Origin of the sequence: Limnohabitans sp. 15K, from assembly GCF_002778285.1 — a bacterium.
Classification (GTDB): Bacteria; Pseudomonadota; Gammaproteobacteria; order Burkholderiales; family Burkholderiaceae_C; genus Limnohabitans_A.
In genome coordinates this window covers 15,769-36,589 of sequence record NZ_NESM01000008.1, presented here as the reverse complement: position 1 = coordinate 36,589, position 20,821 = coordinate 15,769, and the positions used below count along the sequence as shown (strand labels likewise).

Here is a 20,821-nt window from a genome sequence, read left to right as displayed (position 1 = left end):
AAGTCACCTGCTGCCTGTCCTGACCTTCGATGTATCTGGACATATTGACCTCGCTGTTCAATATATCTGCCAACTCTACAGAGTTCGTACACCGGCGGGGAGAGGGTTTTCACACAGCCTCGGCCATAAGCAGTCAATCATGCTTATGTCCAACAGTAGCCGTCAGCACATATCAAATCATTGCAGATTTCTGTTCAATGCAGATCGGTGTCGGAAAAATCAGCCAAGATGGCTAAATGGCTAAATGGCTAAATCGGGGCATGGCCTCCCATTAGCCTTGTATGCGAATCATTCCTTGGAGCCGATCGTCAATGCAACCTCGGCCACGCCTTCGACGCGTCCGGTGATCTTGTCGCCGCTCATCACAGCACCTACGCCTTCGGGTGTGCCGGTGTAGATCAAGTCGCCGGGCTGCAGGTGGTAGTAGGTGGACAGGTCGGCGATGATTTCGCGGATGTTCCAAATCAGCTTGTCCACGTTGGATGACTGCTTGGTGACGCCGTTGACTTCCAGCGCAATCGCGCCACTTTCGATGACCACGCTAGGCATGGGCACGATCTCGGTGCAGACCGAGCCTTGCTCGATGTCTTTGCCCGTGTCCCAAGGGCGGCCCTTGTCACGCGCCACCAGCTGCAGGTCGCGGCGCGTCATGTCCAGGCCTGCGGCGTAGCCATAGACCAGTTCATGGGCTTGTGACTCGCTTACGCGGAAACCTTCTTTGCCAATGGCCAGCACCAGTTCCATCTCGAAGTGGTAATTGTTGGTGCGGGGTGGGTAGTCGACGGTCGCGCCACTTTCGACCAAGGTCTGTGGCGACTTGGTGAAGTAAAAGGCTTGCTCGACGCTTTTGTCGACGGGGCGGCCCATCTCCACAGCGTGCGCATGGTAGTTGCGGCCCACGCAGAAGATGCGGTTGATGGGGAAGCGCTCGGTTTTGTCACGGATGGGCAGGGACTGAACGGCGGGAGGGGTAAAGAGGTAGGAGGTCATGAGGGGTTATTCAATAAAAAGGCAGTGATGCCAAAAAAATCCAGCTGTCATGCCCGACTTGATCGGGCATCCATGGATCCTCGGGTCAAGCCCGAGGATGACAATTTCAAGCTGAGCTGGCAGGTTTAAGTTGGGCTTCCAGGTTCAACTTGAAGCTTCAGCCGCGGTTCTCGTACACCCCCAGCTTGCGGTGCAGCGGCGATTCGTCGGCGATGAAGATGAAGGCGGCTTGGTTCGCGTTCAGGTTGGTCAGCGTCACAGCCTCGTAGCCCGGCGCGCAGCAGGTGTCGGCCTCAAGCAGGGTGAAGGTGCTGGCCACGATCTGTGCTTGCACAGCGCCTTCGATGACATGGAACACCTGCGCGGGCGAACGGGCAGGCAGGCGAAGGGTCTGGCCGGGGCGCAGCATCAGGGCGTAAAAGCCCAAGATGTTTTCTGCATCGCCGCCTGTTTCGGGGTTGGTGTAGGTCACTTGCACCTGCTCCAAACCGGCATCGTCAGAGGCGAGTGATTCGAGCGCGGCCTTGGCGTCTTTCCAGGCGTAGCGCAGCATGGGGTAAGCCTTCTTGCTGCGCTCAAACACATGCGAGGGCACCACGCCGCCACGGGCGTATTGCTTGTCGCCTTGGCCGGGCACGACGGTTTGTCGGTCGCCGTTGATGTGGTAGCTGGCCTCCATGTAATAGACCAATGGCAGGTCCAGCACGTCGAGCCAGATCACAGGCTCGGTGCCGTCGTGCCCGTGTTCGTGCCACAGGCCCGTGGGGGTCAGGATCAAGTCGCCCCGGCTCATGGGGCATTTCGCGCCGTCCACCGTGGTCCAAGCGCCTTCGCCTTCGACGATCATGCGCACCGCGTTGGGCGTGTGGCGGTGGCTGGGGGCCCATTCGCCGGGCATGAGTAATTGCATGCCCAAATACATGGCGGCAGAAGCCTGCATTTTTTCCAGGCCGTGGCCGGGGTTGGCCAGCACCAGCACGCGGCGCTCGGCTTTTTCAATCGGGGTCAGCTCGCCCGCTTTGAGCAAGAGCGGCTTGATGTCCTTGTAGGCCCAGCAGGTGGGCTGGGTCTGGCGGGTGGGCACCTTGGGCGGCAGCACGCCGCGCAGGCTGGGCCACAGGGGCACCAAATTCACATTGCGCAGATCTTGCACATAGTCTGCGGGCAGGTCTTCGATTCGGCCGAGGTCGTTCATAAAAAATCCTATGAATTCCGAAATTAGCTGCAGAGACGCTTCACATCTTCGGGGACACTGATTGATTTAATGCGACTTGGATCATTAGGATGCTTGGTGACAAATGTTCTGGTTTCGGTTCCCTCGCACAGCACAACATCACCACGCATGACAACGTGTTTGTGCGTGAACACTTTGTCTTTCCAATCTTCAACACTGGTATGGATTTGGAGTTTTTCACCGTAGGTGGCGGGACGAAAAAATCGTGTCCCGATCTCTAGTAGAGGATGACCGATGATCCCTCGCGTAGCCTCCATTTCTCGAAATGGCGGCAGTCCACATTTGATAAAAAAGTTGTGAGAGGAAGCATCCATCCATTTAAGAAAATTAGGGAAAAATACAATCCCAGCTGGATCGCAGTCTCCAAACATTACCTCTACCTCGTACACCATCGTTTTCGACATTCGATGTCCTCATTGTTTTTTCTTGTGCCCACCCAAATAGGTGGCCATGACTGCCGGGTTATCCGACAGCTCTTCGGCGGGTCCCTCTAATGCCACTTGTCCTGTTTCGAGGACGTATCCGTAGGAACTTGCTTGAAGAGCGGCTCGGGCGTTTTGCTCTACCAGCAAGATTGAGACTCCTGATTTTTTGAGGTCGGTCACGATGCTGAAGATTTCACGAACGATGAGGGGCGCCAAGCCAAGGCTTGGCTCATCAAGCAACAAAACCTTCGGCTGCCCCATCAAGGCACGGCCTAAGACCAGCATGGCCCTCTCACCACCAGAAAGAGTCCCTGCCATTTGCGAACGGCGCTCCTTGAGTCGAGGGAATCTTTGATAGACATCTTCCAGTGACTTTCGCATGTCGCGAAAGCCTTGCCTATAGAGCGTATAGGCTCCCATAATCAGGTTGTCTTCCACGCTCATAGTAGAGAACAACTCGCGCCTCTCAGGCACTAGCCGAAGACCCTGCTCAACGCGACTCTCTACATCTAGCCCCGCGACCGATTTACCGAGGTAAGCAACCTCTCCTTCAGAGGGAAGCAATCCCATGATGGCGCTCAGAAGCGTGGTTTTCCCAGCACCATTGGGCCCGATGACAGATGTGATCTGGCCAGCTTCGAGTTGCAAACTGACCCCTTGAACGGCTTTGACATTGCCATAAGAAATATCGATGTTTCGGACATCCAAAACAATGTTTGGTTGATTCATTTGTTCCTTCATGCTTCAGCGCTCCCCAAATACGCCTCAAGCACAACCGGATTACTTTGAATTTCGGAGGGAACACCCTCGGCAATTTTCTCGCCAAATTCCATCACCACAATCCGATCAACAAGGCCCATCACGAAATCCATATCGTGCTCCACCAGCAATACACCCATGCCTTCCTGTCGAAGTTGGTCAAGCAACTTGGCCAGATCTTCTTTTTCTTTCAGCCGCAACCCAGCGGCTGGCTCATCCAACAAGAGCAAAACAGGATCAGAGCAAAGTGCACGCGCAATTTCCAGGATGCGTTGGTCACCCAGGGAAAGATTTCCAGCAAGGGTATTGGCATGTTTATCGAGGCCTACGCGCTTGAGCAGGCGCATTGATTCAGTGATGATTTGACTTTCTTGATCACGTTCCAGGTGAAGCATGGACTTTATGTAACCGGCATCGCATCGCAGGTATGCACCAATAGCAACGTTCTCAATGACAGACAGGTGCGGCAGCAGTTGAACATGCTGGAAAGTACGACTCATACCCATAGCAGCAACCTGGTATGACTCAAGGTTAGTGATGTCCTGGCCCAAGAAAGTCACCTGACCAGTGCTGGCGGGATTGACACCGGAGAGCATATTAAAGGTTGTGCTCTTGCCTGCTCCGTTAGGGCCAATCAATCCAAGAATTTCGCCAGCTTTGACTTTGAAGCTGACATCATTGACGGCCAACAGACCACCAAATCGCTTACTCACATGCTCCAACACAAGTAAAGATTCACCTTTGAAATGTTTTGAGCTCTTCTTCTCAAGTGGGGAGTTGACCTTTACGCTTTCAACTGTGAATGATGAACTTTCCTGAATCTTGAAGAGCTTCATCAAACGCGGCCACAAACCATCAGGGGCACGGTGAAGGATGAAGATAATCAGTATGGCAAGAACAATGGTCTCGTAGTTTCCACTCTGCCCAACAAGCGCTGGCAGATACTCCACTAACAACTCTCGTAGTGCTGTGATGATCCCTGAGCCCAAAATCGCACCAGGCAAAAATCCTGCACCGCCGAGTACCGTCATGAAGAGGTACTCGATGCTGTAGTTCAAGCCAAAAGGTGTTGGATTCACGAACCGCTGGAAGTGAACGTACATCCATCCAGATATCGAGGCCAACACAGAAGCCAGCACAAAGACCTTAAGCTTGACGAGTGGGACATTGACACCCATAGCGGCTGCCATAGTGCGTCCGCCTTTGAGGCATCGAATAGCTCGCCCCTCGCGTGAACTCAAAAGATTACTTGACAGCCACAGAGCAACTCCAACACAGAACCAAACGAAGTAAGTGAAGCTTCTTCCTGAATCGATCGGGATGCCAAAAAATTCTATGCTTGGGACAGCACTGATACCACTGTGCCCACCCAAAAACTGGAGATTTCCAGCCAAGTAGTACAAACTCAGGCCCCATGCAATGGTGCTCAGGGGAAGGTAATGCCCGGCCAACTTCAACGTCAGCGACCCCAATATCAGAGCAATGAACACCGCAATACCCACTCCGATCCAAAGAGTCATCCAAGGAGACCAATGGCTCACCGTGCACAGGTATGCACTGGTGTAGGCACCTACCCCCACAAAGGCGGCTTGACCAAATGACGTCATGCCACCAATACCGGTCAGCAATACGAGTCCAATGCTTACCAGACCGAAGAGTCCAGCGTAGTTGACGATGGTGATCAATGACTCAGGGAAAAACCACGGAGCCAGTGCGATCAGTGCCGCAATCAGCACGTAAATGTGATGAGTACGAATCATTCTTCATCCTCCTCGGAGTGATGGGTGCGTAGCGAGCGCCAGAGCAAGACCGGCAAGATCAGGGTGAAAACAAACACCTCCTTAAAGGCACTCGCCCAAAAAGAGGCAAATGCCTCCATCAAACCAACCAACAAGGCACCTGCAGCTGCGAGCGGATAGCTGAACAACCCACCAACAATGGCTGCAACAAATCCTTTCAAACCAATAAGGAAGCCTGTGTCATAAAAAATTGTTGTGATCGGAGCAATCAACAGCCCGGAAAGTCCTCCGATGAGCGCCGATAGAAGAAAGGCCTGCGATCCTGCTTCGTTTGAACGGATTCCCATTAATTGAGAGCCAACTCGATTTACGGCCGTGGCTTGGAGAGCTTTGCCACGGACGGTTTGGTTGAAGAAAACATACAGCGCTACGATGGCAAGCAAAGTTGTTCCCAGTACCCAGAGGGATTGACCTGTGACTTGGATAGGTCCGAGATTGAACCGGGCATCACTGTAAGGAGTAGTTCGAGAACCTTCAGCACCGAAGAGAATCAACCCCAAGCCAGTGATTGCCAAATGAACAGCCACAGAAATAATTAAAAGAACGAGAACTGAAGCGTTTGCAACAGGCCTGTAAGCGACCCTATACAACAACGGCCCCAGGCAGGTGACCAATGCCAAGGTCAAACCAGCTTGCAGGTAGATTGACAGCTGCAGCGGTGCCAAGAAGATGGTTAGCGCAACTAGCAATGCAGGAATTGCGAGATAGGTAAGTAAAGCTCTGGGTAAACGGGAAGTGGATTTTGACCTCACCAAAGCACTCACCTCCATCGCTGTTGCAATGGTCGATAAGATGAGCAAGAGCCATATGACACCAGGCGTTTTACCAGCCTGCATGGCGGCCATCGTCAGCGCAGCGTAGGCCACATAGTCACCTTGGGGCACGAATATGACGCGGGTGACCGAGAACACCAAGACGATGCCCATGGCCAGTAGCGCATAAACCGCTCCTGTGATGACACCATCTTGAGTTAGTAATGCTGCAATTGTGAAATCCATACCTGTCTCAGTCTTTAAAAAAAGCGGGGCAAAAAATGCCCCGCTTCAATGACAGAAAATCAATTACTTGACCAGCTTCCAGTCACCGTTTTCGATCACAACAAGCACACGAGCTCGAGAGTCGACACCCGCGTGATCGGTTGCGCTCATGTTGTAGATCGCATGGGTGCCATTGACGTTCTTGGTGCGCTCCAGGGCGTCACGCAGGGCTTGGCGGAACTCAGGAGTGCCAGATTTGGCTTTCTTTGCCGCTTCTGCCACTGCGCTGTTGGCCAAGAGATAAGCGTCATACGAGTAGGCTGCGAAGGCATTGCGGCTTCCAGCTCCAAAAGCTGCCTCATAGACTTTGGTGAAGTCCAAGGAGGGCTTCTTGGTCGGATTGCTGTCGGGCAGCTGCTCGGCGACCATGACCGGTCCGGTAGGTGCAAAGCCACCTTCAATGTTCTTGCCACCCACACGCAGGAAATCTTTGTTGATGACGCCGTGGTTATGGTAGACCTTACCTTTGTACCCGCGCTCAGCCAAAGTCACATGCGGCAGCGCGCCAGGGGTGCCAGAGCCGCCAACGACTACCGCATCCGGATTGGTCGCTATGATTTTCAGAATTTGTCCCGCCACGGAGGTGTCATTTCGACCATAACGCTCCTCAGCAACGATTTTGATGCCAGCCGAATCTGCATGGCTCTTCAATCCGTTGAGAACCAGGTCGCCCCAAGCATCGGAGAAGCCAATGTATGCCACATTCTTGACTTTATTGGCTTTCATGTGATCAGCAACTGCACCCATCATGATTGCTGCAGGCTGAGGGATGGTGAAAACCCATGGATTCTTTGACGCAGCAGGACCGACCGGGGAGAGAGCGATTTGAGGTGTTTTAAGTTCAGCTGCCACGTCAGTGATGGACGTTGCAGAAGGAACGCTGCTGGAGCCAATAATTAGATCAACTTTGTCTTCGCTGATGAGTTTGCGAGCATGCTTGACGGCGTTGGTAGGGTCCGTAGCGTCGTCCATGATGATGTACTGAACTGCTTCGCCCCCGAGCGTTTTAGGCAGCACGGTGAAAGTGTTCTTGTAGGGGATGCCCAGGGATGCGCCCGGACCTGTGGCACCGGTAATGATGCCAACCTTGACCTGCGCATGTGAGCTCAAGCCCACCAGAGATGCCAGAGCGACGGCAATGATTGATTTACGATTCATGATGTCTCCTTGTTGAAAATAAAATTTAGTCTTTTTACAGACCCATTTGACGGGCAACAATCATTCGCATGATGTCGCCGGTACCACCGCCTACCATCGGGAAATAAGAATCCCTGAGGAATCTCTGAACGGGGAATTCGTTCATCAACCCCCAGCCCCCATAGTTCTGCATAGCCATGTGACAAACCTCATTGCAGTTTTCTGCGGCGATGATCTTGGCCAATGCTGCTTCTCGCGTGATGTCTTTTGACTGATCCGCCAACAGCGCTGCTTGATAGGTGTAAAGGCTGGCCGATTCAAGCTTGGCCAGCATTTCAACTTGGCGAAACTGGACAGCTTGGAATTGGCCAACCGGCTTGCCAAATTGCTGACGCTCCTGAATGTATTGAAGCGATGCGTCATATGCAGCTCGGCCAACGCCAACAGCAAGAGCGGCTGTGAAAATCCGGTCAACTGTCAGTGCCTGGTACGCATTGAGAAATGAACTGCCGGCTCCGTTGTTCAAACGCCTGTTCTCAGGAACAAATACATTCTCGAAGACAAGCTCTGCCGTGTCGGAACAATGGACGGCAAATTTCTCCAATTTGCGGCCGACTGAGAAACCCTTCGTCTTTGTGTCAACCAAAAATAATTCCAAACCCTTGGCTTTGAGAGTTGGGTCGGTGGTGGCAACGACGGTGATGAAGTCAGCCACAGTACCGTTGGTGGTGAAGACCTTGGTGCCATTGAGCAGCCAACCGCCATCTGTCTTGGTGGCTTTTGTGCGAAGGGAGGCGGCATCCGATCCCGCATTTGGCTCAGTGATGGCGAAGGCCCCGACTTTTTCCCCACGCAGAGCGGGCAAAAAGTAATTCGTCTTGACCTCTTCGTCACCCCATGCATACAACGTATGGGTTGCCGTAGACCCCTGCATGCATACGCCTGCTGCGAATCCGACAGATGCCCTAGCCAACTCTTCACACAAGATGGTGAAGCAGGTGTAGGGCTGTTGCAATCCACTGCCGCCAGCCTCTTCCGGATACATTGTTCCAAGATAGCCGAGCTCCCCAATCTCGCGGAACAATTCGAAGGAAAATTCACCAGAATGATCCAGCTCCTCAGCTTTGGGTTTTAAGCGTTCGTCCACCCAGCGGGCCAGATGGTGCCGATACTCGCGGGTTTCTTCGGTGTCAAAAATCATTTGGAAATTGCTCCAGCAGCTGCATATTTGTGCTTAAGGTCTTTTCGCAGAACTTTCCCGACTGCACTCTTTGGAAGTTGCTCAACGATGTAGATTTCTTTTGGACATTTGTAGGAGGCGACCTTATCCTTCAATCTCTTAAGAATTTGCTCGCTTGAAGCTTGCGAACTAGGTTTCAGGACCACAGCTGCAACAACAGCCTCTACCCACTTCGCATCCGGGATGCCAAAAACAGCGGCCTCCTGGATAGCAGGGTCCTCGTAGAGAACTCCTTCAACTTCTGTTGGAAAGACGTTCTCTCCACCTGTGACGATCATGTCGTTGCGACGATCGACGATGTAGAGAAAACCCTCTCCATCGAAATACCCCATATCCCCGGTCTTTAACCAGCCGCCATGAACAGTCTGTCGAGTTTTGACCTCGTCATTCCAATAGCCGCTCATCAGGCCAGGACTTTTGACCTCGATCTCACCTACAGATCCGAATGAAACGCTGCGTTCATCGTCATCAACGATCCGGACTTCCCTCTCGCGCATGGGGCGACCGCATGAACCCAGCAAATGCTCTCCCATGGCCGTCTTGGCACGAAGGTGCGCCTCAGGATCCAAGACGGTCACGACACCACCTTCCGTAGATCCATACGCCTGAGCAAAGCCACAACTGGAGAAAACCTCCATGGCTTCCTTCAGTAAGGTTGCCGGCATTGATGAAGCGGCATAGAAAATCAGGCGTACATGACTAAGATCAACTGACTTTGCCGCTGGCTGATTAATCAACGCAGCAATCATGGTGGGCACCAAGTGAACGTTGCTGATGCGCTGATCCACCAAAGCGCTGAGTACCACCGAAGGATTGAACTCATTCAGAATTACAGTGGTGCATCCTAATGCGATGCTGGGAAAGCAGTGATACCACATACCCCCAACATGAAACATGGGCATCACAGCCAGGGAGGTGTCCTCATGAGTCATCTGAAGCATTTCGCTAGCGGCCACGCGAGCGTTGCATAGTGCACCAGCATGACTGATCGATACTCCCTTGGGTAGACCAGTGGTTCCACTCGTATAGATGATGCACATTGGATCTTTGCCTAAGACCCCGGTTTGAATGTCCTTTGGGGAGCCTTTTCGAAGCAAGTCGTCGTATCGGATCCAGCCTGACTTATCTGAGCCGATCGTAATCCAGTGATTTACCCTAGAAGCTTTTGCTTTGATATGGTCACCAGTTGCACCAAAGTGGTCTTCCACAAGAATGGCCACTGATTCGCTGTGGTCGATCAATCGAACCAATTCTTCTGCTTGCAAGCGCCAATTGAGGGGCACGACCACAAATCCGGCCTTGACCACGCCAAATATCTCAATGTATTGGAGACTGTTTCGCGAAAGAATCGCTACCCGGTCACCTTGCTTGACACCCATGGCCAGAAGGCTGTTTGTCAATCGATTGATGTTTTCGTCCAATTGAGCGAAGGTTCGCTGGACGCCATCAAGGGTTTTGAGGGCAACCTTCTGAGGTGTCTCAGATGCCCAATGTCGGAAGACATCACCGATGGTGGTGGCGGAGTCATGAATGCTCATGCCTTGCTCACTTTGCCTTGCTTGTGCAGCAAAAAATCGGCCAGTCGACGTTTTGCCTCATCGTCATCTTGGGCGATGCCAACCATCAGCATTTCAGTGAACAAGCCACCTGCGGGGTCTTGTTCGACAATTCTTGGAATTGCCTGAATCACAGCGAAGTTGGCCAAGGGGGCATTTTTGGTTATCTTTTCTGCCAACCCCATTGCTTTGTCAAAACCCTTACCTTCTTCAACTAGGTAATGCGAAAGCTTCATACGGTTGTGGGCCTCTTGTGCATCGAGGACATGACCTGTGAGCATCATTTCAATGACAGCTGACGCACCAATAATTCTGGGCAGACGTACAGAGCCACCAGACCCCAAAAAGATGCCACGCGTCCCCTCGGGCAACGCGTAATAAGCAGAAGGTTCAGCCACTCGCACATGTGTCGCAGAAGCAAGTTCCAAACCGCCGCCAATCACTGCGCCTGTAAGAACAGATATCACAGGCACTCGGCAAAATTGAACCGTATCATTCAGACGCTGACCGATTTTTGACGTGTGAAAGCTCTGCGTAATGTTGGTTTCTTGAAGTTCATTGAGATCAAGTCCAGCGCAGAAGTTGCCACCCGCCCCTTGCATGACTACGGCCTGAACCTCAGAGGGTATGCTGTCAAAAAAATGCTGAAGCCCCAAAACCAAAGCGTCGCTCAATGCATTGCGCTTCTCCGGCCGATTCAGTGTCAGCACCGCAATGTTGCCTCGCATCTCTACTGCTAGGCAATCTGGCAAGCTGTTAATCCAATCGTTCATGCTCTTCATTTGATTTATTGTTTGGGTTGTGTTGCTTTGGCTGACGCTTGCAGCTTGAGGACATGAACCAATTGCTCATCGCGCCATTTGATCCAATCCTGAACGTCTTGCTTGTCGGCAACTTCGGCACTTGCTTTAGCAAGCTTTTCAATGAGTTGTTCATCGACCTTTGGAACAAGTCTAGGTGTCCACCAAGACTCTATGGCCTGACCTGCATGATCGAGAATGCCTTTCATGCCGCCTTTACCACCAGCAAGGTGTAGAGTCAGAAGGCTGCCCATTAGCATCCAACGCGGCGCTAATCCGTACCGGACTGCGCGATCTATGTCCGCAGCCGATGCGACACCTTCAACAAGGCAAGCGACTGCTTCTTTGACTAGGGCGAACTGAAGGCGGTTGGTCAAATGACCACTGGTTTCCAGCTTCACATGTACGGGTTCCTTTCCCAGGTACCGTACAAATTTCATCGCCCAGGCGACCACTTCAGGGTCCGTCTCATTACCATCTACCACCTCGACCAAAGGAATAAGATGCGATGGATTGAAGGGATGAACGACGACAAAGCGGGCCGGATTCACACATCCTTTTTGCAGTTCAGTTGGGGGAATGCCGCCCGTGCTAGAAATGATCAATGTTCCGTCTGAAATTCCAGACTCGATTTCCTTGAGCACTGCACGTTTCAGGTCAAGATCTTCATAGACGTTTTCCTGAACCACATCGACATCTTTGATCGCTTCTTTGATAGTGCTGAAAAAACTCAGCAACTTAAAATCAGGCATTGCCAAATTTGTCACGCCCAACTCTCTCAGAGCGGGCCAAGCGGCTTTTACAAAGGCCTCGGCTTTTTCCTTCGCTTCGGGATGCCTGTCATATGCCTGAACTTTGATCCCCTTAGCTAAGAACAAGCTCGCCCAACTTGCGCCGACTGAGCCGGTGCCAATCACAGCAATGCTTTGAATCTGGCTTGGTTCTTTGCAATTGACTTTCGCCATCAGATGCCTCACTTGCGCAATGAACGCAGACCCATGATCTGTCGGGCTTCTTCCGGCGTTGCAGGCTCATATCCCAACTCACGCACAATGCGGACGAGTCGTTCGACCAATTGGACGTTTGTCGCCAGCACGCCTTGCTCGTAGTAGAGGTTGTCTTCCAACCCGACTCGCACATGACCGCCGAGCAAAAGAGAATTGACAGCAGCCGGCAATTGCGCTGAACCGATTGCGCTGACGTTGAACACCGTCTTCTTGGGCAGGTGATCAACCATGGTCTGAAGAATTTTTGGTGTGTAAGGGAGCGCGCCCTGGAAGGCGTTCACACCAAGTACGAGGTTTATGAAGTAAGGCTCATCGTCGTACCCCTCGGCAATGGCTTTACTCACATCCTGAACGATGTCGGAAAGACCAAAAACCTCCCATTCAGGCTTTATTCCTCGGTCCTTCATCATTTTGGCCAGCGTCCGGATTCTGGTGGGCGTTGTTGCAACGAAAATCTCTTTGCCTCCAAAACTCGCCACCACCGTCTGAGCATCTAGGGTACACATCTCAACACCCTCGCCCTCCATTCCTTTGAGACGCTCTTCCCAGCGAATCTCCCAGTATTCGCTGTTTCCTACTGGATGCACCATGTCACCGTTGATGCCTCCGCCGGTGGAGTTGTTCAAGATGATGTCGCATTTGCTGCGAATGAGTCTGTTGATTTCGGTATAGATAGCCGGCTCACAAGTGGCCTCACCGTCGGCACGCCGAGCATGCACGGCGACCACTGACGCACCTGCGTTGTAGCAGCGGTATGTGTCATCAGCGATCTCCTGGGGCTGGGTTGGCAGGTGAGGGTTCTGTTTTTTATTGGCCATGCCCCCGGTGGGTGCGATCGTAATGATGACTTTTGGCTTGCTCATTGATGTCTCCGGTTGGTTTGAGTTGAGCTATGTAAGGATGCTACTGAGTGGCCTGTTATTTGAATAATGTTTATCCTGAATACAGGTTATTCATTAATCGATGAACAAGTCGACTTAATGCAATCAGAAGAAGTAGCGAACGATGAACTCGGCGATGCATGCCGGTTTCTGTTCACTTTCGATTTCGACGGCGACCTCCACGACAAGCTGGACGCCTTCGCCGGGCAAGGCTTCTGCAGCCTTCAAGATTGAATGCCCACGAATACGTTTGCCAACCAGCAAGGGGGCTGGGTAACGAACTCGATTGCATCCATAGTTCACACCCATACGGGCGTTTGCTTTGACCGTTTCATGGAAAAAGCCTCCTCCGGCAAGGCTCAAGGTATAAAGGCCATGAGCGATGCATCCTCCAAATGGACCCTGGCAAGCCCTCTCTGGCTGCGTGTGAAGCCATTGATCGTCACCAGTCAAAGCCCCAAATGCATTGATCGACGCTTGATCCACTTCACGCCATTGACTGATGCCCAGTGTCTGGCCAACTTGCTGCAGCGCCTGATCAACGCTGGCGATGATGTTTTCGCTTGGCATGAATGCGTCCCCGCTAATCAGACGCTTTGAGTCACGACTTCAGGGTGCAACTTCTCGTAATCCTGTGCAAGTTTAGGATCGCGCTTTTTGACTTCCTCATGGCTGACGCGTCCGGTACGTGTCATGTAGCTGTAGGCGAATTCCACAGGCGTCAACTCTTTGACGAGCTTGTCCATCTCCTCGTACCAGCGAATGCTGACATTGGCTGCATCCCAGATTTTTTTCATCGGGGGATTGCGCAGTTCCTGGAAGTAGGCCAATGCTGCCTTGACGTTGTTTTTATGCTCCTTCAGCGCTTTGAACAGGGCAACGGAATCCTCCATTGCCAAGCGGGTTCCTGAACCAATCGAGAAATGGGCCGTTCTGAGCGAGTCCCCTAATAACACCACGTTGTCGAAGCTCCAACGCTCATTCCAAATAGCAGGAAACTGGCGCCAGTGCGAGTTGTTAGTGATGATCGGGTGACCTTCCAGATCCTTTGCAAAGACCTGCTCGCAATACTTGATGGTTTCCTCGGGTGACATATGCTCGAAGCCTGCGCGATGCCATGTGGCATCCTCCACCTCAACCAAGAATGTGCTGCGATCGGGTTGGTATCGGTAGTGATGCGCGCAAAACACGCCCGCATCGGTCTCGCGGAATGTCAGTGTCAGGCTGTTGAAGGCCTTTGTCGTTCCATACCAAATGAAACGGTTGGGGCGCCAATCAATTGTTGTTCCGAATTTCTCCTTGTTTTCGTCACGTAACCAAGAAAATGCACCGTTGGCCCCCACCACAAGGTCAGCATCACCCAATTGGTCAAGAGATTTGATCTCGCTATCAAAGTTAATCTTGATGCCAAGTTTTTCAACGTAGGCGTAAAGCAATGTCAACAACTCAAGGCGCCCGATGGAGGAAAAACCGTTGCCTGCAACTGGGATTTTGGTGTCGTTGTGAACAACGGTGATTTCTGGCCAAGTCTCAAGATGAGGGGTCAGGTAGTCGAACAGCGCCTGATCATCTGCTTTCAAAAATTCCAGTGCTCGATCCGAAAAGACGACACCAAAACCCCATGTGGCATTGCGAGGACTGCGCTCGAAAATTTCAATGTCATGGCTAGGGTCATCGCGCTTCATCAATGCCGCCAAATACAACCCGGCTGGCCCTGCGCCCAGAATCCTAACTTTCATAATCAGCTCCTCAGTACGTTTAGAAATGTCGTGATGCTCTTCACGTTGTCCAAGGATGCTATCTAGATCGGCGTTGCTCGAATAATGCGCAACGACTATACTGGTTATTCATTTATCGGTTAACGTCATGGATTCCAAATCTATTGAATTCTTTTTGCGAGTTGTTGAATTCGGCAGCATCAACAAAGCGGCAGGAGATCTCAACATCTCTCAGCCCTCCCTTTCTCGCGTGATCAGCTCCCTGGAGCATGAGATGGGCACTACGCTTTTCACGCGCACGCAAGGAGGGGTTCAACTCACCGATGCAGGGCGGCTGCTGTCGGATAGAGCGCGACCGCTGCTATCTCAGTTTGCATTGCTCAAAGAGCAGCTCGGTGAGACCTCGGGGCAAGTCGCATTTGGCATTCCGCCATCCTGGCAAGAGGTATTCACCTCCAAGTTGATCAATCGGATCATGATCGAATCGCCAGGCGTGACTCTGCGCATTCATGCAGGGGTAAGCCACATCTTGAGGGAACACATGATCGCTGGCTTGCTTGACCTGTGCATCATTCCCTTTTCCAACACACCACTGAACGGCTACACCCAAACAAGTTTAGTGAGGGAGCCTTTGGTGCTGGTTGGACACAAATCCGTAAACCTCAAGCCATTAGAGCCTGTGCCACTTGCTAAACTTGATGACATCAAACTGGTGCTTCCCGGCAAGCCAAATGCCATCAGACATCTGATCGAACACTCGCTTCAACGTAAATCGTTGAAGTTCAAGCTAGCAATGCAGGTTGACACACTTAGCCTTTGCATGAATGTTGCGAGTCAAAGTTTGGCTTTTACGGTGGTGCCCGCTTGCGCCGTAGTCAACATTAAGCACGATGAGGAAATCAGCTGGGCACCGATCAAGGGACTGTACTTAACCTGGTCGCTCTTCGAGAACGATCTTCGATCGCATTCCTCTGCGGTCAAGGAATGTAAAAAAGCTCTACTGGAGACGCTGCGTGGCTCACTAAGTTCGGGTATCTGGACAGGAGCCGAAAAGATATCCCGTGCGGGCAAGAGTTAAATAAATAAGAGCAGGGCAGCAAGAGCGGCTAACAACGACAGTGCCAGAACAATCTTCCCAGCCAAGGTCATTCGGGCATCACTCTTGTCGTAGTCTTCAACGGCAATTGCGAAAGCTGAGTTTGCTGTGTCCATATCATCCCTTGCTTTGTATTAGTGTGATGAAAGTGAGTGCTGCAAAAACCAAGCCGAGGATTGCGTAAACGGATGCTTCAAACATGTAGCCTGACTCGCCATCTTCCCCCGCAAAGGAACTGGAATCCGTGGATACAGCTAGGTCTAGATCCAAATGCATTGCGCTTGCCTTGAATTCTTGTTGATGATCAAAACCCACACGATCAATCACCCTTAAAGCCGGATGAGGCAACAATTCCACCCCAGCGGACAGCTTCGGTCTTGAGCATCTTTTCGGTGTCGGCACGAGTGGTTCCAGTGACAGCAAATCCGACCTCGATCAGCTTTTGCTTGACCTCTGGAGAATTGACGGCTTGAACCAAGCTCTTGTTGAGTACATCAAGCACCGATGCAGGTACGCCCGATGGGGCAAGTACCCCAAGCCATGCTGAGAAGTTCAGTTTGGGCATACCGGCTTCGGCAGTGGTTGGCACATCAGGCAAAAGAGCGGATCGGGCTTTGCCAGTGGTTGCCAAGGCTCGCATTTTCCCGCCTTTGACTTGAGCGCTTGCCACTGCAGTTGAAACCCAGGCACCTGCGACATCTCCCGAGACAAGAGCGGTCACGGCATCACCAGTGCTCCGGAAGTGAATTGGCTCCACCTTAACTTGCGCCTGTGAGCCAAACTCAACTGCACCGAAGTGACCTGGCGTCCCCGCTCCAAAAGTGCCAAAGTTCAGTACTGAATTGCCAGATTTATTGGCGTTGACCATGTCGGCAAGTGTTTTATAGGGCGAGTTAACTGGTACGACCAACATAAAGTCGGCCCAAGCAAGCTCTGCAATGCCAGTCAATTCTTTAGTGGGGTCATACTGAAGCTTTGAAAATGCAGCAGGTGCAATGCTGATGGAGCCAGCCTCGGCCAAAAGAATGTTGTAGCCATCAGCAGGACTCTTGGAAACAAGCTGCGTAGCGATTTGCGCTCCGGCACCGGGCTTGTTATCGATCACGACGGGTTGTTTGGTTAGTTCAGATAGTTTGACTCCCACAACCCTGGCAAGGATGTCAGGTCCCGTTCCTGGCGGGAATCCGACCGTAATTTTGACTGGCCTCTCGGGATACTTTTGCGCGTTTGCCGTAATCGTAAACAGAGCGGAAGAAGTGAAAAGCGCAAGCGCAAACAGCTTTGAGGTTAAGTTATTCATATTAAATATCTCCTTTTATCAATTCAAATCACCAAGTTCTTTGTGCACTTTGTCGGGTGAGCCTTCTAATCCCCCGAGTAGAGCTCTGTTGTCCCCAGGAATTGGCATACTGAACTTGGAATCAACGGATGTGTATTCAAAGTAGCCCATTCGAGCAATCGGTCGAATCTTCAGAATATCGACCAAGCCGTTTTCGTCGATGAACTCATCAGCGATATGAATGGCTACCACCCTACCGAAGACGACATCGGCGCTTCCCATCACTCCATTACCCGGAAATCTCAACGTGTTGAGATATTTGCATTCGAACTGGATCGGAGATTTTTTGATGCGAGGGGGCCGTACCAGCTTTGAAGGGATAATCTCTAGCCCAGCCGCTTCGATCTCGCTGACGCCAGGAGCCAATTCCTGTGCGGAGATGTTCATCGCCTCACGCAGGTCCCAGGAGCACATGTTCCAGACGAATTCACCCGTCTGTTCTGCGTTGTGCACGGTGTCCTTTCGGTTGCCAAGACTGCTTTGATTGGCCGCAAACATCACAATTGGCGGATCGAATGTGACGTTCTGGAACTGGCTGTAGGGAGCAATGTTCTGGCGCCCCTGCGTGTCCAGGGTTGAAATCCAGCCTATCGGTCGAGGAACCACACAAGATTTAAAGGGATCGTGCTTCAAACCGTGAGGGGTTTTTCCTGGCTCGTAATACATGCGTCTCCTGATTTTTCAAGTAGTTGAGCAAAGTCTATGGCCGCTCAACTCAAACAGGAAGAAGCATTTTCATGCAATGGTTATTCATTTTATGAATAACAAATTGATGCGTAGATTTTGCGAGATCAGCTGGCTTAGCGGCTGATCTCCGTCAGTCATGCAGGGGAGCAAACAGTCATAGAGAAGGGGTCCGCTGCCCGGTGAACGCGTACTCGCGCAAAGCCAAGGCGACGACTGTATTGCGCTGGCAGGTTCGACTGCCAAGGACCTTTCAGCTAAGGCATGTCTATGGAAGATGCTGGTCGAATGTCCGCTTTCCGAATGACTGGTTCGGTTCACTCCAAATGACGGCTACGGGTCGTGTCCGGACCATAGCGGCCGAGTGATGGACGTCGCCTATCGCTGCAATTATGCCGTTATGGCACCTAGAGTTGATGGCCGTAATGGGTCGGGTGCTTCAATCATTGCTGGAAGTGGCTCCACCGATGTACTTATCGAAAAGCCCTAGTTCTTCCCGGCCGTCTGCAAAGCGTATATGCCTGAATATCCCGCCGAGAAATCCGGCGGTAATTCAATGATTCCAGTTTCCACGCGTGCATGAGTAGCCGGCTCGCCCCTGACCATCTGGTTGCGATGGATGCTGTCTACAACGGGTGCGGTATAGGCGAATGAGTCAGCAGCGGCGTACTGAATGATGTAGGTCGTTCGCAAGGTGTCCGAGCGATTTTGACTGGAGCCGTGCACTGCGAGGCCGTGATGTGCCACCACATCTCCCACATCCAGCTCATTGTCGACTACGTTCTCAAAGTCTTCCCGCGTCATCGTGTGGTTGCAATTGAGTTTATAGATGCCGTTTTCCCAATGACTGCGCGGCCCCAACTTGTGGCTGCCGGGGATCGTCTGAAGGCAGCCATTGATGGCGCGGGACGGATTCAAAGGTACGCTCAGAGCGACAAGATTGGTGTTGGTGTGAGGAAACACCGGCCAGTCTTGATGCCAGCCAATCTCTGCACCTCCATGAGGCAGTTTGAAATTGATCTTCGAGTGGTAAAACTTGACCGCTCCACCAAGCAGGTCTGCGGCGATGTCACCCAGGATCGAATCGAAAGCGGCTTCAACATACACCGAATCTAGTTCGGTCGGGCTGGAGATACGCCTGATACGTGGCGCAAGGGCGGTATGCGCAGGCTCTAGGTCGTAATGTTTTGACTTTTGCTGGAGTGATCGGCCCTCATCGTACAGTCGCTCAGTGGTCGCGATCAGCCTCGCAAGCAATTTGGGATCAAGTACCTGACGGAGATTGAGATAACCCGTATCGCGGTAGTCCCTGATCTGCTCAGGGGAAAGGATGCGTTGATGGCGGGTATTCATCTGGCTTCCTGCGTCGAGCTTGCAAGCGGGAAAATATGGTCGCTTCCCTTGATGAGTGGTTTTGTATTGGTTGACCGTACGTAGTCAGGACGTGGGTTGGGAACGTCGTTGCACCGGTTTGATACCGGGTTGTAGACCACATAAATCGCCCAACGATTGTGCTGGGACAAGTTATGCCCCGAGGCGTGCAGAATATTGCAGTCAAAGAACACCACGGTGCCGGGCTTGCCAGTGATCGCCACCGGTGCGGGGCTGCGAGCCATGATTTCTAGCAGCTTGTCCTTCGGCGTCACATAAAACTTGTAGCCCGTAGCGTCGTTGAATTCTGGCTCTAGATTGCCCTCTTTGTGGCTGCCCGGAATGAAGTACAAGCACCCGTTCATTTCTGTTGGCTCGTCCAGCATGACCAACGCTGTAGTTGGACGTGCCTCAGGCATGCCATCTCGCTTCCAAGTTCCGTAGTCCTGGTGCCACGCCCACACCGAACCGTCAATGGCGGTCTTCAAATTGCATTTGGTGTGATGGATGTAGAGCTCCTGCTCGGAAAGCAGATCCTGTGCGGGCTCGAGCATGCGTGAAGTACGCGAGACGGCATGAAACACCGGTGAACCTGTAGGGCCGTCTTGCTCGTGGACCTGATAGATAGTTTTGGCAATATTGCTTCCCTTTTCCCGCACCAAGTGATCGGTGTCGATCACTTGAATTCGCTCAAGCTCGGCCCTCATGGCCGCTACTTCAGGGGCAGAAAAAAGGCCATCAAGGGTGAGAAATCCATCACGGCGGTAGGTTTCGATCTGCAGATGGGTGAGGCGCACTGGCAAACTCCTTAAACAGGAGTTCATGGTATGTGACTGGTATGCCAGTTGTCAAGTGCGGGTAATCAGGGTCCTGTGGGCGAAACCGAAAAGATCATCAATCAACCGATCACTTGCCTCGGCAGCTTTGTCAGATTTGCCGGAGGCCATCGCACGTGCAAGGGCCACGTGCAGACGCAGTGTCGCGTTGACTTGATCATGGTGATGGTAGAACCAGAAACGCCGTGAGGCCGAGTGCAGAGCGGACACGGCCGCAGCAGCCACAATGTTCCGAGCGCTGTGTGCTGACTGCCTGTTCATTTCGTTGTCCCATTTCAGGAATGCTACAAGGTCGTCAGACTTCACAGCAGTCTCCATGTTCTGAGCAATGGCAGCCATGGTCTCGCGCTCTGCCAGAGTGGCACGCGTAGCTGCAGATCGAGCAATAAGGCGGTCGAGTTCGCGCCGTGTCTCTAGGATTTGGAGTTGATGACCCACGTCGACGGCGGTGACCACCACACCGCGACGGGGCAAGATCTGAACAAGATGTTCGCGCGCCAGACGCTGCAAGGCTTCACGGATCGGCGTATGCCCAATGCCGATGCGTTCGCTGAGCATGGCCTCAGACACCACGCTGCCCGGCGCGAGTTCAAGAGTCACGATCATCTCTTCAATGAGGCGATAAGCTTCCTCGTTGAGTGAGGGCGGCACCTGGCTAGGAGTAGGCGATTTCGAGAGTGCGCGAGGTCGACTGGTCATAATCAATATGGTGCCACAAGAAAATCCCCGACACTACAACTCACGAGGCATTTAGGATGGTGGCACGACCGCTTTGAGTCAGTATTACCCATCTCACCAATATAAAAGGATCGTCATCACCTCGAAGCGATCCAGCGCTTTGCAACTGTCAGCTGGTCAGATGAAACCGGTCAGCGGAAGAAGCAATGACGACTGAATTCGAGTGCCTGCTTC

General features: G+C 52.3%; 20 protein-coding genes. 1 reads left to right on the top strand and 19 read right to left on the bottom strand.

From position 1 onward, the window contains the following. Positions 1-288: 288 nt before the first annotated feature. From B9Z40_RS16810 to B9Z40_RS16745, 14 genes are all read right to left on the bottom strand, one after another. Positions 289-990, bottom strand: a complete 702-nt coding sequence (locus B9Z40_RS16810) for a fumarylacetoacetate hydrolase family protein (RefSeq protein WP_100174513.1) — start codon at positions 988-990, stop codon at positions 289-291. 157 nt (positions 991-1,147) lie between these two features. Further along, entirely contained in the window at positions 1,148-2,185 is a 1,038-nt protein-coding gene (locus B9Z40_RS16805; protein ID WP_100174512.1) for a cupin domain-containing protein, read from the bottom strand. 23 nt (positions 2,186-2,208) lie between these two features. Further along, positions 2,209-2,628, bottom strand: coding sequence for a thioesterase family protein (locus B9Z40_RS16800; protein WP_100174511.1), 420 nt, complete (start codon positions 2,626-2,628; stop codon positions 2,209-2,211). 9 nt (positions 2,629-2,637) lie between these two features. Further along, positions 2,638-3,390 (bottom strand): ABC transporter ATP-binding protein, encoded by a 753-nt coding sequence (locus tag B9Z40_RS16795; protein WP_233204948.1) that lies wholly within the window; start codon positions 3,388-3,390, stop codon positions 2,638-2,640. Continuing rightward, a complete protein-coding gene (locus B9Z40_RS16790; protein ID WP_100174510.1) occupies positions 3,387-5,168 on the bottom strand; it encodes an ATP-binding cassette domain-containing protein in 1,782 nt (593 codons plus the stop codon). Before B9Z40_RS16790 ends, B9Z40_RS16795 begins: the two co-directional genes overlap by 4 nt. Next, on the bottom strand, positions 5,165-6,205 hold the full coding sequence (locus B9Z40_RS16785) for a branched-chain amino acid ABC transporter permease (protein WP_100174509.1): 1,041 nt from the start codon (positions 6,203-6,205) through the stop codon (positions 5,165-5,167). The genes B9Z40_RS16790 and B9Z40_RS16785 overlap by 4 nt, the downstream gene beginning before the upstream one ends. 63 nt (positions 6,206-6,268) lie before the next feature. After that, positions 6,269-7,402 carry an ABC transporter substrate-binding protein gene (locus tag B9Z40_RS16780; protein WP_100174508.1) on the bottom strand — a complete coding sequence of 378 codons (1,134 nt, stop codon included), beginning with the start codon at positions 7,400-7,402 and terminating at the stop codon, positions 6,269-6,271. Positions 7,403-7,436: 34 nt separating this feature from the next. Further along, the gene (locus B9Z40_RS16775) at positions 7,437-8,582 is read right to left on the bottom strand and encodes an acyl-CoA dehydrogenase family protein (RefSeq protein WP_100174507.1); all 1,146 of its coding nucleotides are present in this window, start codon (positions 8,580-8,582) and stop codon (positions 7,437-7,439) included. Then, the gene (locus tag B9Z40_RS16770) at positions 8,579-10,159 is read right to left on the bottom strand and encodes a long-chain-fatty-acid--CoA ligase (RefSeq protein WP_100174506.1); all 1,581 of its coding nucleotides are present in this window, start codon (positions 10,157-10,159) and stop codon (positions 8,579-8,581) included. The genes B9Z40_RS16775 and B9Z40_RS16770 overlap by 4 nt, the downstream gene beginning before the upstream one ends. Beyond that, positions 10,156-10,950 carry a crotonase/enoyl-CoA hydratase family protein gene (locus tag B9Z40_RS16765; protein ID WP_199172590.1) on the bottom strand — a complete coding sequence of 265 codons (795 nt, stop codon included), beginning with the start codon at positions 10,948-10,950 and terminating at the stop codon, positions 10,156-10,158. The genes B9Z40_RS16770 and B9Z40_RS16765 overlap by 4 nt, the downstream gene beginning before the upstream one ends. 14 nt (positions 10,951-10,964) lie before the next feature. After that, entirely contained in the window at positions 10,965-11,942 is a 978-nt protein-coding gene (locus B9Z40_RS16760) for a 3-hydroxyacyl-CoA dehydrogenase NAD-binding domain-containing protein (protein ID WP_100174504.1), read from the bottom strand. Positions 11,943-11,950: 8 nt separating this feature from the next. Beyond that, positions 11,951-12,847 (bottom strand): 3-keto-5-aminohexanoate cleavage protein, encoded by an 897-nt coding sequence (locus B9Z40_RS16755; protein ID WP_100174503.1) that lies wholly within the window; start codon positions 12,845-12,847, stop codon positions 11,951-11,953. A 123-nt stretch (positions 12,848-12,970) separates the two neighbouring features. Continuing rightward, on the bottom strand, positions 12,971-13,435 hold the full coding sequence (locus tag B9Z40_RS16750) for a MaoC family dehydratase (protein ID WP_100174502.1): 465 nt from the start codon (positions 13,433-13,435) through the stop codon (positions 12,971-12,973). Between the two features lie 17 nt (positions 13,436-13,452). Further along, positions 13,453-14,604, bottom strand: coding sequence for an FAD-dependent monooxygenase (locus B9Z40_RS16745; RefSeq protein ID WP_100174501.1), 1,152 nt, complete (start codon positions 14,602-14,604; stop codon positions 13,453-13,455). A gap of 127 nt (positions 14,605-14,731) precedes the next feature. Here B9Z40_RS16745 and B9Z40_RS16740 point away from each other — a divergent pair, with 127 nt between their 5' ends. Then, positions 14,732-15,661, top strand: a complete 930-nt coding sequence (locus tag B9Z40_RS16740) for a LysR family transcriptional regulator (protein ID WP_100174500.1) — start codon at positions 14,732-14,734, stop codon at positions 15,659-15,661. Positions 15,662-15,998: 337 nt separating this feature from the next. Here B9Z40_RS16740 and B9Z40_RS16735 read toward each other — a convergent pair whose 3' ends face one another. The 5 genes from B9Z40_RS16735 to B9Z40_RS16715 all read right to left on the bottom strand — a co-directional run bounded on the left by B9Z40_RS16735 (position 15,999) and on the right by B9Z40_RS16715 (position 20,608). Next, the gene (locus B9Z40_RS16735) at positions 15,999-16,979 is read right to left on the bottom strand and encodes a tripartite tricarboxylate transporter substrate binding protein (protein WP_100174499.1); all 981 of its coding nucleotides are present in this window, start codon (positions 16,977-16,979) and stop codon (positions 15,999-16,001) included. 18 nt (positions 16,980-16,997) lie between these two features. Continuing rightward, positions 16,998-17,684: a flavin reductase family protein gene (locus tag B9Z40_RS16730; RefSeq protein WP_100174498.1), complete on the bottom strand. Its 687-nt coding sequence runs from the start codon at positions 17,682-17,684 to the stop codon at positions 16,998-17,000. Between the two features lie 504 nt (positions 17,685-18,188). After that, positions 18,189-19,055 carry a phytanoyl-CoA dioxygenase family protein gene (locus tag B9Z40_RS16725; RefSeq protein WP_100174497.1) on the bottom strand — a complete coding sequence of 289 codons (867 nt, stop codon included), beginning with the start codon at positions 19,053-19,055 and terminating at the stop codon, positions 18,189-18,191. Next, positions 19,052-19,870 carry a phytanoyl-CoA dioxygenase family protein gene (locus tag B9Z40_RS16720; protein WP_100174514.1) on the bottom strand — a complete coding sequence of 273 codons (819 nt, stop codon included), beginning with the start codon at positions 19,868-19,870 and terminating at the stop codon, positions 19,052-19,054. Before B9Z40_RS16720 ends, B9Z40_RS16725 begins: the two co-directional genes overlap by 4 nt. 51 nt (positions 19,871-19,921) lie before the next feature. Next, positions 19,922-20,608, bottom strand: a complete 687-nt coding sequence (locus B9Z40_RS16715; RefSeq protein WP_100174496.1) for a GntR family transcriptional regulator — start codon at positions 20,606-20,608, stop codon at positions 19,922-19,924. Positions 20,609-20,821 lie beyond the last annotated feature (213 nt).